This window comes from Enterococcus durans (assembly GCF_002277935.1).
Classification (GTDB): domain Bacteria; phylum Bacillota; class Bacilli; order Lactobacillales; family Enterococcaceae; genus Enterococcus_B; species Enterococcus_B durans.
The window spans coordinates 1,106,017-1,120,613 of the sequence record NZ_CP022930.1; the positions used below are offsets into that span (position 1 = coordinate 1,106,017).

26 protein-coding genes are annotated in these 14,597 nt (G+C 39.4%); all 26 read left to right on the plus strand.

The genetic code is table 11. The features are described 5' to 3' along the window. Positions 1-187: 187 nt before the first annotated feature. The 26 genes from CJZ72_RS05320 to rpmD all read left to right on the plus strand — a co-directional run bounded on the left by CJZ72_RS05320 (position 188) and on the right by rpmD (position 14,548). Positions 188-1,675 carry a BglG family transcription antiterminator gene (locus tag CJZ72_RS05320; RefSeq protein ID WP_095443674.1) on the plus strand — a complete coding sequence of 496 codons (1,488 nt, stop codon included), beginning with the start codon at positions 188-190 and terminating at the stop codon, positions 1,673-1,675. Then, complete coding sequence (locus CJZ72_RS05325; RefSeq protein ID WP_016177183.1) at positions 1,659-2,144, plus strand: PTS sugar transporter subunit IIA; 486 nt, start codon at positions 1,659-1,661, stop codon at positions 2,142-2,144. The genes CJZ72_RS05320 and CJZ72_RS05325 overlap by 17 nt, the downstream gene beginning before the upstream one ends. Before the next feature lie 22 nt (positions 2,145-2,166). Continuing rightward, on the plus strand, positions 2,167-2,481 hold the full coding sequence (locus CJZ72_RS05330) for a PTS fructose transporter subunit IIB (RefSeq protein WP_005880814.1): 315 nt from the start codon (positions 2,167-2,169) through the stop codon (positions 2,479-2,481). A gap of 14 nt (positions 2,482-2,495) precedes the next feature. Further along, on the plus strand, positions 2,496-3,575 hold the full coding sequence (locus CJZ72_RS05335) for a PTS fructose transporter subunit IIC (RefSeq protein ID WP_081133711.1): 1,080 nt from the start codon (positions 2,496-2,498) through the stop codon (positions 3,573-3,575). Positions 3,576-3,593: 18 nt separating this feature from the next. After that, positions 3,594-4,445, plus strand: coding sequence for a class II fructose-bisphosphate aldolase (locus tag CJZ72_RS05340; protein WP_081133712.1), 852 nt, complete (start codon positions 3,594-3,596; stop codon positions 4,443-4,445). Positions 4,446-4,460: 15 nt separating this feature from the next. Then, complete coding sequence (locus CJZ72_RS05345; protein WP_081133713.1) at positions 4,461-5,360, plus strand: ketose-bisphosphate aldolase; 900 nt, start codon at positions 4,461-4,463, stop codon at positions 5,358-5,360. Positions 5,361-5,719: 359 nt separating this feature from the next. Further along, entirely contained in the window at positions 5,720-6,028 is a 309-nt protein-coding gene (gene rpsJ / locus CJZ72_RS05350; protein WP_005880808.1) for a 30S ribosomal protein S10, read from the plus strand. A gap of 30 nt (positions 6,029-6,058) precedes the next feature. After that, positions 6,059-6,688, plus strand: a complete 630-nt coding sequence (gene rplC, locus CJZ72_RS05355) for a 50S ribosomal protein L3 (protein ID WP_095443675.1) — start codon at positions 6,059-6,061, stop codon at positions 6,686-6,688. A 27-nt stretch (positions 6,689-6,715) separates the two neighbouring features. Next, on the plus strand, positions 6,716-7,339 hold the full coding sequence (gene rplD, locus CJZ72_RS05360) for a 50S ribosomal protein L4 (protein WP_081133714.1): 624 nt from the start codon (positions 6,716-6,718) through the stop codon (positions 7,337-7,339). After that, entirely contained in the window at positions 7,339-7,629 is a 291-nt protein-coding gene (gene rplW / locus CJZ72_RS05365; protein WP_002290449.1) for a 50S ribosomal protein L23, read from the plus strand. The genes rplD and rplW overlap by 1 nt, the downstream gene beginning before the upstream one ends. A 39-nt stretch (positions 7,630-7,668) precedes the next feature. After that, positions 7,669-8,502, plus strand: a complete 834-nt coding sequence (rplB, locus tag CJZ72_RS05370) for a 50S ribosomal protein L2 (RefSeq protein WP_005880801.1) — start codon at positions 7,669-7,671, stop codon at positions 8,500-8,502. A 42-nt stretch (positions 8,503-8,544) separates the two neighbouring features. Further along, positions 8,545-8,823, plus strand: coding sequence for a 30S ribosomal protein S19 (rpsS, locus tag CJZ72_RS05375; protein ID WP_002288655.1), 279 nt, complete (start codon positions 8,545-8,547; stop codon positions 8,821-8,823). Positions 8,824-8,845: 22 nt separating this feature from the next. Then, a complete protein-coding gene (rplV, locus tag CJZ72_RS05380) occupies positions 8,846-9,193 on the plus strand; it encodes a 50S ribosomal protein L22 (protein ID WP_002288657.1) in 348 nt (115 codons plus the stop codon). Positions 9,194-9,206: 13 nt separating this feature from the next. Next, positions 9,207-9,863, plus strand: a complete 657-nt coding sequence (gene rpsC, locus CJZ72_RS05385; RefSeq protein ID WP_005880799.1) for a 30S ribosomal protein S3 — start codon at positions 9,207-9,209, stop codon at positions 9,861-9,863. A gap of 2 nt (positions 9,864-9,865) precedes the next feature. Beyond that, on the plus strand, positions 9,866-10,300 hold the full coding sequence (gene rplP, locus CJZ72_RS05390; RefSeq protein WP_002288661.1) for a 50S ribosomal protein L16: 435 nt from the start codon (positions 9,866-9,868) through the stop codon (positions 10,298-10,300). After that, on the plus strand, positions 10,290-10,478 hold the full coding sequence (gene rpmC, locus CJZ72_RS05395) for a 50S ribosomal protein L29 (RefSeq protein WP_002288664.1): 189 nt from the start codon (positions 10,290-10,292) through the stop codon (positions 10,476-10,478). Before rplP ends, rpmC begins: the two co-directional genes overlap by 11 nt. Positions 10,479-10,502: 24 nt before the next feature. Further along, positions 10,503-10,769, plus strand: a complete 267-nt coding sequence (gene rpsQ / locus CJZ72_RS05400; protein ID WP_005880796.1) for a 30S ribosomal protein S17 — start codon at positions 10,503-10,505, stop codon at positions 10,767-10,769. A 57-nt stretch (positions 10,770-10,826) separates the two neighbouring features. Further along, entirely contained in the window at positions 10,827-11,195 is a 369-nt protein-coding gene (rplN, locus tag CJZ72_RS05405; RefSeq protein WP_005880793.1) for a 50S ribosomal protein L14, read from the plus strand. A 36-nt stretch (positions 11,196-11,231) separates the two neighbouring features. Then, a complete protein-coding gene (gene rplX / locus CJZ72_RS05410) occupies positions 11,232-11,540 on the plus strand; it encodes a 50S ribosomal protein L24 (RefSeq protein WP_005880792.1) in 309 nt (102 codons plus the stop codon). 28 nt (positions 11,541-11,568) lie between these two features. Beyond that, positions 11,569-12,108: a 50S ribosomal protein L5 gene (gene rplE / locus CJZ72_RS05415; protein WP_005880790.1), complete on the plus strand. Its 540-nt coding sequence runs from the start codon at positions 11,569-11,571 to the stop codon at positions 12,106-12,108. Positions 12,109-12,126: 18 nt separating this feature from the next. Next, entirely contained in the window at positions 12,127-12,312 is a 186-nt protein-coding gene (locus CJZ72_RS05420; RefSeq protein ID WP_002356214.1) for a type Z 30S ribosomal protein S14, read from the plus strand. Between the two features lie 35 nt (positions 12,313-12,347). Further along, positions 12,348-12,746 carry a 30S ribosomal protein S8 gene (gene rpsH / locus CJZ72_RS05425; protein ID WP_002288675.1) on the plus strand — a complete coding sequence of 133 codons (399 nt, stop codon included), beginning with the start codon at positions 12,348-12,350 and terminating at the stop codon, positions 12,744-12,746. Between the two features lie 31 nt (positions 12,747-12,777). Then, positions 12,778-13,314, plus strand: coding sequence for a 50S ribosomal protein L6 (gene rplF / locus CJZ72_RS05430; RefSeq protein WP_005880749.1), 537 nt, complete (start codon positions 12,778-12,780; stop codon positions 13,312-13,314). 162 nt (positions 13,315-13,476) lie between these two features. Then, the gene (rplR, locus tag CJZ72_RS05435) at positions 13,477-13,833 is read left to right on the plus strand and encodes a 50S ribosomal protein L18 (protein ID WP_005880747.1); all 357 of its coding nucleotides are present in this window, start codon (positions 13,477-13,479) and stop codon (positions 13,831-13,833) included. Between the two features lie 20 nt (positions 13,834-13,853). Beyond that, positions 13,854-14,354 carry a 30S ribosomal protein S5 gene (gene rpsE, locus CJZ72_RS05440; protein ID WP_002288681.1) on the plus strand — a complete coding sequence of 167 codons (501 nt, stop codon included), beginning with the start codon at positions 13,854-13,856 and terminating at the stop codon, positions 14,352-14,354. A gap of 14 nt (positions 14,355-14,368) precedes the next feature. Further along, the gene (gene rpmD, locus CJZ72_RS05445) at positions 14,369-14,548 is read left to right on the plus strand and encodes a 50S ribosomal protein L30 (protein ID WP_005880745.1); all 180 of its coding nucleotides are present in this window, start codon (positions 14,369-14,371) and stop codon (positions 14,546-14,548) included. Positions 14,549-14,597 lie beyond the last annotated feature (49 nt).

A 14,597-nucleotide genomic window follows, 5' to 3' on the forward strand; every position in this document is an offset into this window, starting at 1 on the left:
ATTAAGCCTAAAAAGTTACATCTACTCGGACGTTGAAGTCTGGAATGAAAGATCTCTTGATCTTCATTCCAGGCTTTTTTTATTTTCCCGAAGAAGCTAAATGTTTCAACTGTCCAAATTAATGGACAGAACAAAAAATCAGATAAGAGGAATTTCGATTATAGTTATGGACAAGGGGGGGAGTCAAATGCAGCTAAGTAGAAGAGAAAAAGAAATGATCGAGTGTTTTATCAAACATGGATTGACCCTTACAGCCCAAGAACTAGCTGGATTTGCGAATGTTTCCACTAAGACGATCTATCGGGCAATCAGAAAAATCAATGAGGCATCTAAACATGGAGATATCATTTTGGCAGAAGTCGGTAAAGGGTTCCGTTTAGATTATGCTAACTATTTAAAAGAAAATGTGAAGAATACTGAAAGCAGAAGTAGACAGGGACCTTTGGAAAGAAGAAATGAAATATTGTTAACTTTATTGTTCAAATCACCGAAAAAGTTATTGATCCATGAGTTGTTCCATCCTTATTACATCAGTGATCCAGTAATCAGTAATGATCTGAATAAAATCAGCTTGTTCTTGAAAGACAATGACCTGAAACTCAAGCGTCATGGACAGAGAGTAGGAATCGAAGGGACAGAACGAAATATTCGCAAAGTCGTCAATATGTTGTTGAGCTTCAATTTATTAGAGGATAAACAATCTTTCACAAATAACTACTCGACCAATTCATTTGATATCAACTTTATTACAACGATGCTGGAATATATTGAGCAACAATTGGTCAGCGGAATTGCGTATCCTTATGGGATGAATATCTTTTCACATATTTATATTTTATTGAAACGTTGTCGGGAAGGAAACATTCAATTAGAAGATGAATCTTGGTGCCTAGAAGAGGAAGACCAGAGAATCATTCAATACAATCAAGAACTATATGAGTTAGCACGTGTAGTGATGGATAAAATGGAGAATTATCTAAATATCTCTTTACCAGAAAGTGAGACATTTTATCTCTTTCAATACTTGGTGTCTTCTAGAGTAGAAAATGGCGCAATCAGCTATCAGAATCTATTCAGTGAGGCGAAAGAGATCACGCAATTTTTCTCTATGAATATGAGTCAACTAATGGGGATTGCTATTGATCAAGAATTGTATCAGCAAGATCTATATAACCATATCCAACCCCTATTGTACCGATTGAAACACCATATCATCATCAAAAACGATTTATTGAATGATATCGAATCAGAATATACCCAAACATTCCAACAAGTAGCCTATGTCAGTCAAATGGTTCAACAAGTATTCCATACGAACCCTATCTCAAAAGATGAAATCGGCTTCTTGACCCTTTATTTTGTGAAATACAAAGAACTGATCCCTATAAAAAAAAGAGTGTTGATTATGTGCAGTAGCGGTGTCGGGACTTCTGAATTATTAAAAGTGAAAGTCAAAAAGGCATTTCCTGAATTAGAGATCATTGCTGTTGTATCTGCACGCCAGTATCAAAAAAATCAGACACAGTTTTCTAATATCGACTTGATTCTAACGACTGTCCATCTCACTATTTCTTCTGAAACACCGATGATTTTAGTGAATTCAGTATTTACGAAACAAGATGAAAATCGTGTGAAAGAGAAGTTAGGAGAGATAGAAAATGGGAGTGAAAAATGAAACAGAATTTAGTATTGCTGATGTGATCACCGAGGAGTTGATCTATCTAGAAATGAAAGCGAAAACAAAAGAAGAAGTAATTCGTGAATTGAGTGAATTACTAGAAAAGAACGGTAGTATCACGAATGTTGACGAGTTTTTAAAAGATGTCTTTCAACGTGAAAAAGAGGGGATGACGGGTATTGGAAATGGTTTAGCTATTCCCCATGGCAAATCCAAAAGTGTACTTAAAACATGCTTGGCAGTCGGTAAAGTTTCAACACCGATCAAGTGGGAAACATTAGATGATCAGCCAGTCCAAGTGATTATTTTGTTTGCAGTTAAAGACACAGATGCAAACACCGTCCACATCAAATTATTGCAAAAGGTAGCCATGCTGTTAGCAGAAGAAACGTTTATTGACAACTTGATACATGCAACAACTAAAACAGAATTCATGGCTCTACTAGCAAAAGAGCCATCTGAATAATAAAAAAAGGAGGAAAGTAAACATGAAGATTGTTGGAGTAGCCGCATGTACCTCAGGAATTGCCCATACGTATATCGCTAAGCAGAAACTAGAAAAAGCCGCTAAAAGTTTAGGGCATGAGGTCCACATTGAAACACAAGGAACGATTGGAACCGAAGATGAACTAACAGCAGAAGAAATCGCACAGGCAGACGTGGTGATCCTTGCTACAGATATAAAAATTGGGGGCAAAGAACGCTTCAGTGGAAAAAAGGTCATTGAAATACCAACGAGTATGGTGATCAAAGCACCTAAAGGATTGATAGCGAAAATCGAGACGGAAATCAATAAAACGTAAAGGGGAGAAGTGGAATGTTTCAGCGCTTGCAATTAAAAAAGCATGCATTAACAGCTATTTCGTATATGTTGCCCATCGTGGTCACCGCTGGACTATTGATAGCAATTGGTAATTTGACTGGTGGAAAGGTTATAACAGATTATCAAGCAACCTATACTGTACCAGACGCTTTGGTTTCTTTAGGTGTATTAGGGATGGGTTTATTGGCGCCTGTTATCTCAGCGGCAATTGCTTATTCCATTGCTGATCGACCAGGAATTGGCCCAGGCTTATTTATGGGATTGATTGCTAATGCCATTGGGGCAGGCTTTTTAGGTGGAATGCTAGGCGGGTATTTAGTCGGCTTTTTCGTTTTGTTTTTAGTGAAGCATGTAAAGGTACCAGTTTGGGCACAAGGATTGATGCCGATGATGATTGTCCCACTCGTTTCTACGCTGATCGTAGGACTGCTTTTGTTCTTTGTGGTGGGTCTTCCGATTGTTTGGGCAACAGAAGCACTTACTGAATTTTTACGTGAGTTACAAGGTTCTGGGAAATTTTTATTTGGAGCAATCGTGGGTGGAATGGCAGCTTTTGACTTTGGTGGTCCAGTAAATAAAGTTGCTTCATTATTTGCGGATGGATTATTGCTGGAAGGTGTGCAGGAACCGGAAGCGGTCAAAGTCCTTGCTCCGATGGTCCCACCATTTGGCGTCACCATCTCGTGGGTACTATCAAAAATAGCACGTCAGACAAAATATTCTAAGGAGGAAGAGGACAATATCAAATTAGCTTTTCCGATGGGGTTATGCATGATCACAGAGGGAGTGATCCCTATTGCAGCAGTTGATCCGATACGTGTGATGATTTCTTGTACGGTAGGAGCGGCGGTCGGTGGTGGTCTAAGTATGTCTTGGGGAGTTGGTTCTCCTGTTCCTTCGGGAGGCGTATTTATTATTCCAGCAATGAGTGATCCGTTGAAATTCACTCTAGCGTTGCTCATAGGCTCGGTTGTTTCAGGAATTTTGTTATTTGTACTGAAAAAAGCACCCGCTGCTAGCACATTAGTGGAAGAGGAAGAAGAAATCGATTTTTCTTCGATTAAAATATCCTAACGAGTAAAGGAGAATACCATGTATGTTTCAATGAAAGAAATGCTAAAAAAAGCCAATCGAGAAAACTATGCAGTCCTGGCAATCAATTGCTTTAATTTAGAAACTGCACAAGCAACTATTCAGGCAGCAGAAGAGATGCATGCACCGATTATCATTGATTTGTTACAAGATCATTTGAAAGAACATCTCAGCTATCTTTATCTAACAAAGCCGATCATTCGCATGGCAACAGCGGCAAAAGTACCTGTGGCATTAAACTTGGACCATGGGCAAGATGTGGCTTTTGTAAAACAGTGCCTACATGAAGGGTTCTCTAGCGTCATGATGGATGCTTCGAGGTATGCGTTGCATAAGAATATCGAGATTACTAAAATGATTGTTCAGTTTGCGCAAACATATAATGCAAGCGTAGAAGCAGAAGTTGGCAATATGGGTGCTGTGAACGGCGATCAGTTTACCGATACTAAAATGTATACAGATCCTAAAGAAGCGATTCATTTTATTAATGAGACTGGTGTGGATTGTTTAGCCATTTCTTATGGGTCGAGCCATGGAGAGTATCCCAAAGACTATCAACCTAAGTTTCAGTTTGATATCATCAGCAAAATCAAAGAAGCAACCCATTTACCGCTTGTTTTACATGGGGGTTCAGGAGCAGGTGAGGCGGTGATCTTACGTTCTGTCAAATTAGGTATCAATAAGATCAATGTTGGATCAGATTTTATGAAGGCTCAAAAAAACTCTCTTTTTCAACTATTAAAAGAAAATCAGACGATCGAGTATCCTGACTTGCTCCGTCAAGCATCCTTAGCAGGAAAAGAAGTAGTAAAAGTGTATATCGAACTTTCGGGTTCTAAAAATAAAGCATAAGAATGGAGATAAAAAATGTTAATCAATATGAATCAACTATTAGAAATTGCCAAAGAAAACCACTTTGCAGTAGGGGCATTCAATGTAGCAGACAGCAATTTCTTACGAGTAGTCATTGAAGCTGCTGAAGAAAACGATGCACCAGCGATTATCGCAGTCCATCCGACAGAATTAGATTTTACCAAAGATGAGTTTTTCCAGTATGCAGTTAGCCGAGTGAAAAATAGTCCAGTTCCATTTGTTATCCATATGGATCATGGCGATAATCTAGCCAGTATTATGCGGGCGATCCATTGTGGGTTCAGCTCAGTCATGATCGATGGTTCCTTGTTGCCGTTTGAAGAAAATATTGCTGTGACGAAAGAGGTCGTGGATATTTGCCATAAAATAGGTGTTTCGGTTGAAGGGGAGCTAGGAACGATTGGGAATACAGGAACTTCAGTCGAAGGGGGTGTCTCAAAAGTCACCTATACAAAACCGGAAGATGCAGAAGAGTTTATTGCGCGTACAGGCATTGATACTCTGGCAGTAGCGATTGGCACAGCGCATGGTATCTATCCTAAAGATGTCAAGCCAGAATTGAAGATGGATATCCTTGAACAAATCAAAGAAAAAGTAGCGATCCCGTTAGTCTTGCATGGTGGATCAGCAAATCCAGATGAAGAGATCGAAAAAGCGGTGCAGATCGGTATCCAAAAAGTAAATATCTCCTCTGATTATAAATATGCGTTTTATAAAAAATGCCGTGAGATACTTGCTTCAACAGAGCTATGGGATCCAAATGCCATCTATCCAGAATGTATTGAAGAGGCGAAGAAAGTGGTTAAACAAAAAATGACGCTGTTCCACTCCATTGGGCAAGCGCAACTCTATCGCCAAGCGAATATCAAACCTTGGCGCCAAGAACTGAATTAGCAGACGACCGAGTTGATCCTAGTACTGGCTTTCCTACTAATTAACGAAGATTCTTTCTATTATATATAGAAGGAATCTTTTTTAGATAATACTATATTTTAGTAGAAACCTGCCTAAATGAAAACTTATGAAAACAAATTAGTATTTACAGGAAAAAAGCCTTGCTTTGTGTATTTAGATATATTATAATTACAAAGGTGCGTTTACCAAACGTAAACGACACGGACGTAATCAATGTGATTTCGTCGGCTAAGAAACGAGAGGTTGCGACACGCCCGGACGCTTTGCCACGAACGAGCGTGACGGAAATTTTCGTGGAGCTATGTCTACTTTTCAAAATAGACGAAGGAGGGAACAAGATGGCAAAACAAAAAATTCGTATCCGTTTAAAAGCGTATGAACACCGTATTTTAGATCAATCTGCGGATAAAATCGTGGAAACTGCAAAAAGAACTGGAGCTAGCGTGTCTGGTCCAATTCCATTACCAACTGAACGCAGTCTTTACACAGTTATTCGTGCGACTCATAAATACAAAGATTCACGCGAACAATTCGAAATGCGTACACACAAACGTCTTATCGACATTGTGAACCCAACACCAAAAACTGTTGATGCTTTGATGAAGCTAGACTTACCATCTGGTGTTAACATCGAAATCAAACTATAAAACTAAAATAAAATTAATGGAGGTGTACTCATGACCAAAGGAATCTTAGGGAAAAAAGTGGGAATGACACAAATCTTCACTGAATCTGGCGAACTAATTCCAGTAACTGTTGTAGAAGCTACTCCAAACGTAGTACTACAAGTTAAAACAATGGAAACTGATAGCTACGAAGCTATTCAAGTTGGTTACCAAGATATGCGTGAAGTTTTATCAAACAAACCTGCGAAAGGTCATGTTGCAAAAGCAAACACGACTCCTAAGCGCTTCATTCGTGAATTCAAAAATGTTGAGCTAGGAGAATATGAAGTAGGAAAAGAAATTACAGTAGATGTTTTCCAAGCAGGAGACATTATTGATGTAACAGGTACTACGAAAGGTAAAGGATTCCAAGGGGTTATCAAACGTCACGGCCAAAGCCGCGGACCAATGGCTCACGGTTCTCGTTACCATCGTCGTCCTGGGTCAATGGGTCCAGTTGCACCTAACCGTGTATTCAAAAACAAACGTCTTGCTGGCCGTATGGGTGGCAACCGCGTAACAATCCAAAACTTGGAAGTTGTTCGCGTTGATGCAGAAAGAAACGTAATCTTGATCAAAGGAAACGTTCCTGGAGCTAAAAAATCATTAATCACTATCAAATCAGCTGTGAAAGCTAAATAATAGTAGGAAGAAAGGAGGAACTAAGGAATGCCGAATGTAGCATTATTCAAACAAGATGGAAGCCAAAACGGTGAAATCACACTTAACGAAGAAATCTTCGGAATTGAACCAAATGAAAGTGTTGTTTACGATGCAATCGTTATGCAACGTGCGTCATTAAGACAAGGAACACATGCGGTTAAAAACCGTAGCGCTGTTCGAGGCGGTGGACGCAAACCATGGCGTCAAAAAGGAACTGGTCGTGCTCGTCAAGGATCAATCCGCTCACCACAATGGCGTGGAGGTGGAGTAGTCTTCGGACCAACACCACGTTCTTACAGCTACAAACTTCCTAAAAAAGTTCGTCGTTTAGCAATGAAATCTGTTTTATCAGAAAAAGTTGCTGAAAATAACTTGGTAGCAATCGAAGGTTTAAGCTTCGACGCACCAAAAACAAAAGAATTCAAACAAGTTCTTGCTAACTTATCTATTGACTCTAAAGTATTGGTTGTTCTTGAAACAGGTAACGACTTTGCTGCTTTATCAGCACGTAACTTACCAAACGTTTCTGTAGTAACTTCTGATAACGTAAGTGTTCTAGATGTTGTTTCAAGTACAAAAGTGTTAGCAACACAAACTGCTCTTACTCAAATTGAGGAGGTGCTTGCATAATGAACTTACTAGACGTAATCAAACGCCCAGTGATCACTGAAAAATCAATGCTTGCCATGGATGACAAGAAATATACTTTTGAAGTGGACACTCGCGCAAACAAAACTTTAGTAAAACAAGCGGTTGAAGCTGCTTTTGACGTAAAAGTCAAAAACGTGAACATCGTGAACGTACGTGCGAAATTCAAACGTATGGGCAAATATGCAGGTTATACAAAAAAACGTCGCAAAGCGATCGTTACATTAACCGAAGATTCAAAAGAAATCCAATTATTCGAAGCTGCTGAATAAGCACTTACTAGATAACTCATTAAATTAGGAGGGAAAAACGTGGCGATTAAAAAGTACAAACCTACCTCAAATGGTCGTCGTAACATGACAGGTTCTGATTTTGCTGAAATCACAACATCAACACCTGAAAAATCATTGTTACAACCATTGAAAAACCATGCTGGACGTAATAACAACGGCCGCATCACTGTACGTCACCAAGGTGGCGGACATAAACGCCAATATCGCGTGATCGACTTCAAACGTAACAAAGATAACGTTGTTGCAACTGTTCAAACGATCGAATATGATCCAAACCGTTCAGCTAACATCGCGTTAGTACACTATGAAGATGGAGTGAAAGCTTACATCTTAGCACCAAAAGGACTACAAGTTGGAATGAAACTTGTTTCAGGTCCAGAAGCAGATATCAAAATCGGAAATACTCTTCCTTTAGAAAATATTCCAGTTGGTACTGTTATCCACAATATTGAAATGAAACCTGGTAAAGGTGGACAATTGATCCGTTCTGCTGGTACAAGTGCTCAAGTACTTGGTAAAGAAGGCAAATACGTATTGATCCGCTTGAACTCTGGTGAAGTTCGTATGATCTTAGCTGCTTGCCGCGCTACAATCGGTTCAGTAGGTAACGAACAACATGAACTTATCAATATTGGTAAAGCAGGACGCTCTCGTTGGATGCGCAAACGCCCAACTGTACGTGGTAGCGTAATGAACCCTAATGATCACCCACACGGTGGTGGTGAAGGTAAAGCTCCTATCGGACGTAAAGCACCAGTTTCTCCTTGGGGTCAACCAGCTCTTGGTTACAAAACTCGTAACAAAAAAGCACAATCAGACAAACTTATCGTTCGTCGTCGTAAAACTAAATAATTACTTTGACCATGTGTCGCACATTTTGAGAGGAGGTTCACCATGGGTCGTAGTTTAAAGAAAGGACCTTTCGTTGATGAGCATTTAATGAAAAAAGTTGAAGCTCAAGCAGGGGTTGAAAAGAAAAAAGTTATCAAAACTTGGTCTCGTCGTTCGACAGTATTCCCAAGTTTTGTTGGATATACCATCGCAGTATACGATGGACGTAAACACGTACCAGTTTACATCCAAGAAGATATGGTAGGACACAAATTAGGTGAATTTGCACCAACAAGAACTTATCGTGGCCATGCCGCAGACGATAAGAAAACTAAACGCTAATTTGAGGGGAGGATAAAACCAAATGGCAGAACAAATCACATCAGCTAAAGCAACTGCAAAAACAGTTCGCACTTCACCTCGAAAAGCCCGTTTAGTAATTGACCTTATCAGAGGTAAAAGTGTTGCGGATGCAATTTCAATCTTGAAATTCACACCAAACAAATCTGCTGGAATCATTGAAAAAGTATTGATGTCAGCAGTTGCGAATGCAGAAAATAATTTTGACTTAGATGTTGAAAACTTGGTAGTATCTGAAGCATTTGTTAACGAAGGACCAACAATGAAACGTTTCCGTCCACGTGCAAAAGGATCAGCTTCTCCAATCAACAAACGTACAAGTCATATCACGGTAGTCGTATCAGAAAAATAAGGAGGGATAATCAGTGGGTCAAAAAGTACATCCAATTGGAATGCGTGTAGGCATCATCCGCGACTGGGATGCAAAATGGTATGCTGAAAAAGAGTATGCAGAGTTCTTACACGAAGATCTAAGAATCCGTAAATTTATTTCAACTAAACTTGCTGATGCTGCTGTATCAACAATTGAAATCGAACGTGCTACAGGCCGTGTTAACATTTCAATTCACACAGCAAAACCAGGTATGGTTATTGGTAAAGGCGGATCTGAAGTCGAAAACCTAAGAAAAGAATTAAACAAACTAACTGGTAAAAGAATCCATATCAACATCGTGGAAATCAAAAAACCAGATCTAGATGCAAAATTAGTAGGTGAAGGAATCGCACGTCAATTAGAAAACCGTGTTGCTTTCCGTCGCGCTCAAAAACAAGCCATCCAACGTTCAATGCGTTCTGGCGCTAAAGGAATCAAAACTCAAGTATCTGGACGTCTAAACGGAGCAGATATCGCTCGTTCAGAAGGATACTCAGAAGGAACTGTTCCTCTTCATACTTTACGTGCGGACATTGATTACGCATGGGAAGAAGCAGATACAACATACGGAAAACTAGGAGTTAAAGTGTGGATCTATCGTGGAGAAATTCTTCCAACTAAAAAAAACACTGAGAAAGGAGGGAAATAATCATGTTAGTACCTAAACGTGTAAAACACCGTCGTGAATTCCGCGGAAAAATGCGCGGGGAAGCTAAAGGTGGTAAAGAAGTAGCATTCGGTGAATACGGTTTGCAAGCTGTTGATTCACATTGGATCACTAACCGCCAAATCGAAGCTGCTCGTATCGCAATGACTCGTTACATGAAACGTGGTGGGAAAGTATGGATTAAAATTTTCCCTCACAAATCTTATACTGCCAAAGCAATTGGGGTACGTATGGGTTCTGGTAAAGGGGCACCTGAAGGATGGGTTGCACCAGTAAAACGTGGTAAAATCATGTTTGAAATCGCAGGCGTTCCTGAAGAAGTGGCTCGTGAAGCGTTACGTCTAGCTTCTCACAAATTACCAATGAAAACTAAGATCGTAAAACGTGAGGAAATGGGTGGTGAATCGAATGAAGGTTAAAGAAATCAGAGAATTAACCACTGCCGAAATGCTTGATCAAGAAAAACAATTAAAAGAAGAATTGTTTAATCTTAGATTCCAATTAGCAACAGGTCAATTAGAAAACACTGCACGTATTAAAGAAGTACGTAAATCGATTGCACGCATCAAAACTGTGTTGCGTGAACAAGCTAAGTAATTATGGAAGGAGGCCATTAAGCGTATGACTGAAGAAAGAAATCAACGCAAAGTTTATCAAGGTCGTGTGGTTTCAGACAAAATGGATAAAACAATTACCGTTGCTGTCGAAACAAAGAAAAACCACCCTATCTATGGCAAACGCATGAACTATTCTAAGAAATACAAAGTACATGATGAAAACAACACAGCAAAAGTTGGCGACATCGTGAAAATTATGGAAACTCGTCCATTATCAGCTACAAAACGTTTCCGTTTGTTGGAAGTAGTCGAAGAAGCAGTTATTATCTAATAACACGAGATTTTCCTATATAGATTGAATGCAAAATCTGAAAGGAGGATACACAACGTGATCCAAGCAGAAAGTCGTTTAAAAGTCGCTGATAACTCAGGCGCACGTGAAATATTGACGATCAAAGTCCTTGGTGGTTCTGGTCGTAAAACTGCTAGTATCGGTGACGTGATCGTAGCTACGGTTAAACAAGCAACGCCAGGTGGGGTTGTCAAAAAAGGTGACGTCGTAAAAGCCGTTATCGTTCGAACAAAATCAGGAGCTCGTCGTACAGACGGTTCATATATTAAATTTGATGAAAATGCTGCAGTGATTATTCGTGATGATAAAAGCCCTCGTGGAACACGTATCTTTGGGCCAGTTGCACGTGAACTACGTGAAAACAACTTCATGAAGATCGTTTCACTAGCACCAGAAGTTTTATAATTTTGAGACACTTATCAAAGGAGGTGCGAAACAGTTATGTTTGTTAAAAAAGGCGATAAAGTTAAAGTTATCACTGGAAAAGACAAAAATAAAGAAGGCGTTGTATTATCAGCGTTTCCTAAAAAAGATAAAGTCATTGTCGAAGGTGTAAATGTTGTTAAAAAACACCAAAAACCTTCTCAAGCTGCTCCTCAAGGTGGAATCGTTGAGATGGAAGCTCCAATTCATGTTTCTAACGTGATGGTGATCGACTCTACTGGCGTAGCTGGCCGAGTTGGCTATAAAGAAGTAGATGGCAAAAAAGTCCGAGTTTCTAAAAAAACCGGTGAAGTTTTAGATAAATAATAAGTTTAAGGAAGGAGGGTCTTACTGAATGAACCGCCTAAAAGAAAAATATCTTAAAGAAGTAACTCCATCATTGATGGAAAAATTTGACTATAGCTCTGTTATGCAAACACCTAAAGTTGAAAAAATCGTCATCAACATGGGTGTTGGTGATGCGGTATCAAACGCTAAAAACTTAGATAAAGCAGTTGAAGAATTAACTTTGATCACTGGACAAAAACCAATGATTACAAAAGCTAAAAAATCAATCGCTGGATTCCGTTTACGTGAAGGAATGCCAATTGGTGCAAAAGTTACATTGCGCGGAGAAAGAATGTACGAATTCTTAGACAAATTGGTTTCAGTTTCTCTACCACGTGTACGTGACTTCCATGGTGTAAGTAAAAAAGCCTTTGACGGTCGTGGAAACTATACTTTAGGTATTAAAGAACAATTGATCTTCCCAGAAGTAGATTATGATTTAGTAGATAAAGTACGTGGTATGGACATCGTTATTGTAACGACAGCTAACTCAGATGAAGAATCTCGTGAGTTGTTGACACAATTAGGCATGCCATTCCAAAAATAATTAAAGGAGGCGAACTACGTGGCTAAAAAATCAATGATTGCTAAAAACAAACGTCCTGCAAAACATTCAACACAAGCTTATACTCGTTGCGAACGTTGCGGACGTCCACATTCAGTTTATCGTAAGTTCCATCTTTGCCGTATTTGCTTCCGCGAACTTGCCTATAAAGGTCAAATTCCCGGCGTGAAGAAAGCTAGCTGGTAAAAAGTAAATTCGCATAAGAAGGAGGTAAAAGATCAATGGTCATGACAGATCCAATTGCAGATTTTCTAACTCGTATCCGTAACGCAAACATGGTTAAACATGAGTCTTTAGAAGTTCCTGCATCAAAAATTAAACGTGACATCGCTGAAATCTTGAAACGTGAAGGTTTCGTTCGTGATGTTGAATATATCGAAGATGACAAACAAGGCGTGATCCGTGTTTTCCTAAAATTTGGTAAAAACGGCGAACGTGTTATCACAAACTTAAAACGTATCTCTAAACCAGGTTTGCGTGCTTATGTCAAAGCTGACGAAGTACCAAAAGTATTGAACGGTTTAGGTATCGCAATCATTTCGACTTCTGAAGGTGTTGTCACTGATAAAGAAGCTCGTGAAAAAAATATTGGCGGCGAAGTTATCGCTTACGTATGGTAATCAAGTAGAATCTACAAGGAGGTGTCTTTAAGTGAGCCGTATTGGAAATAAAGTCGTTGTGATCCCTGAAGGAGTAACTGTTACTCAAGATGGAAACAACGTTACAGTTAAAGGACCAAAAGGTGAATTAACACGTACTTTCTCTTCAGATATCACAATGAATATCGAAGGAAACGAAGTGACATTCACTCGTCCGAACGACAGTAAAGAAATGAAAACAATTCATGGAACAACTCGTGCCAACTTCAACAACATGGTTGTAGGTGTCAGCGAAGGATTCCAAAAAGCGTTAGAATTGATCGGGGTTGGGTACCGTGCACAATTACAAGGATCAAAACTTGTATTGAACGTTGGTTACTCACATCCAGTCGAAATCACACCACCAGCTGGAGTAACTGTTGAAGTACCAGCAAATACACAAGTAATTGTTAAAGGTGCGAACAAAGAAGAAGTTGGCGAATTAGCTGCGAACATTCGTGGAACTCGTCCTCCAGAACCTTATAAAGGTAAAGGTATTCGTTATGTTGGCGAATATGTACGCCGTAAAGAAGGTAAAACTGGTAAATAATAGTTTTGAAAATTGCATAGAAGCCAGCAGCAGGAAAAAAATATTTTGCAGAAGTTTTTCTTCGATCAAAAGAAATTTTGCTTGTGCCGCAGCTTCTATTTTTCGGGACTTTCAATTTATTGCTTGATCAAGCAATACAATAAAATTAAAGAGGTGACAATTGTGATTACAAAACCAGATAAGAACAAAACACGTCAAAAGAGACATCGTCGTGTACGTAACAATATCTCTGGTACTGCTGAGCGCCCACGCTTGAACGTTTTTCGTTCTAACAAAAACATCTACGCTCAAATTATTGATGACGTAGCGGGTGTAACGCTAGCAAGTGCCTCTACCTTGGATAAAGAAATTTCAGGTGGAACAAAAACAGAAGCAGCACAAGCTGTCGGTAAATTGGTTGCTGAACGCGCAACTGAAAAAGGCATTAAAGTAGTAGTCTTTGACCGTGGTGGATACCTTTACCATGGCCGTGTGCAAGCTTTAGCTGAAGCTGCTCGCGAAAATGGACTAGAATTTTAGAAGAAGGAGGAATACCATTCATGGTTTATATCGATCCAAAACATTTGGAATTAGAAGACCGCGTTGTTGCAATTAACCGTGTAACAAAAGTTGTTAAAGGTGGACGTCGTCTACGTTTTGCTGCTTTAGTTGTTGTCGGTGACAAAAACGGACACGTAGGATTTGGTACAGGTAAAGCACAAGAAGTACCTGAAGCAATCCGTAAAGCAATTGAAGATGCGAAGAAAAACTTAGTTGAAGTACCTATGGTTGGTTCAACAATCCCACACGAAGTAATCGGTGCTTTTAGTGGTGGTAGAATCCTAATGAAACCTGCTGTTGAAGGTTCTGGGGTTGCTGCTGGTGGACCAGTTCGTGCCGTATTAGAATTAGCTGGGGTAGCAGATATCACTTCTAAATCTTTAGGCTCAAATACACCAATCAACGTTGTTCGTGCAACTGTTGAAGGTTTGAAACAATTGAAACGTGCTGAAGAAGTTGCAGAACTTCGTGGCAAATCTGTTGAAGAATTAATCGGATAAGGAGGACAAACATAATGGCTGAATTAAAAGTTACTTTAAAACGCAGTATTATCGGACGTCCTCAAAACCAACGCGATACAGTCAAAGCGTTAGGTCTTACTAAGATTAACAGTTCAGTGGTTAAGCCTGCTAACGATGCTATCAAAGGCATGATCAATACTGTTTCTCATTTAGTGGACGTTGAAGAAGTCTAATTAAACTTAAATAATCTAAGAAATTAAGAACTAGAATATTAAGGAGGTG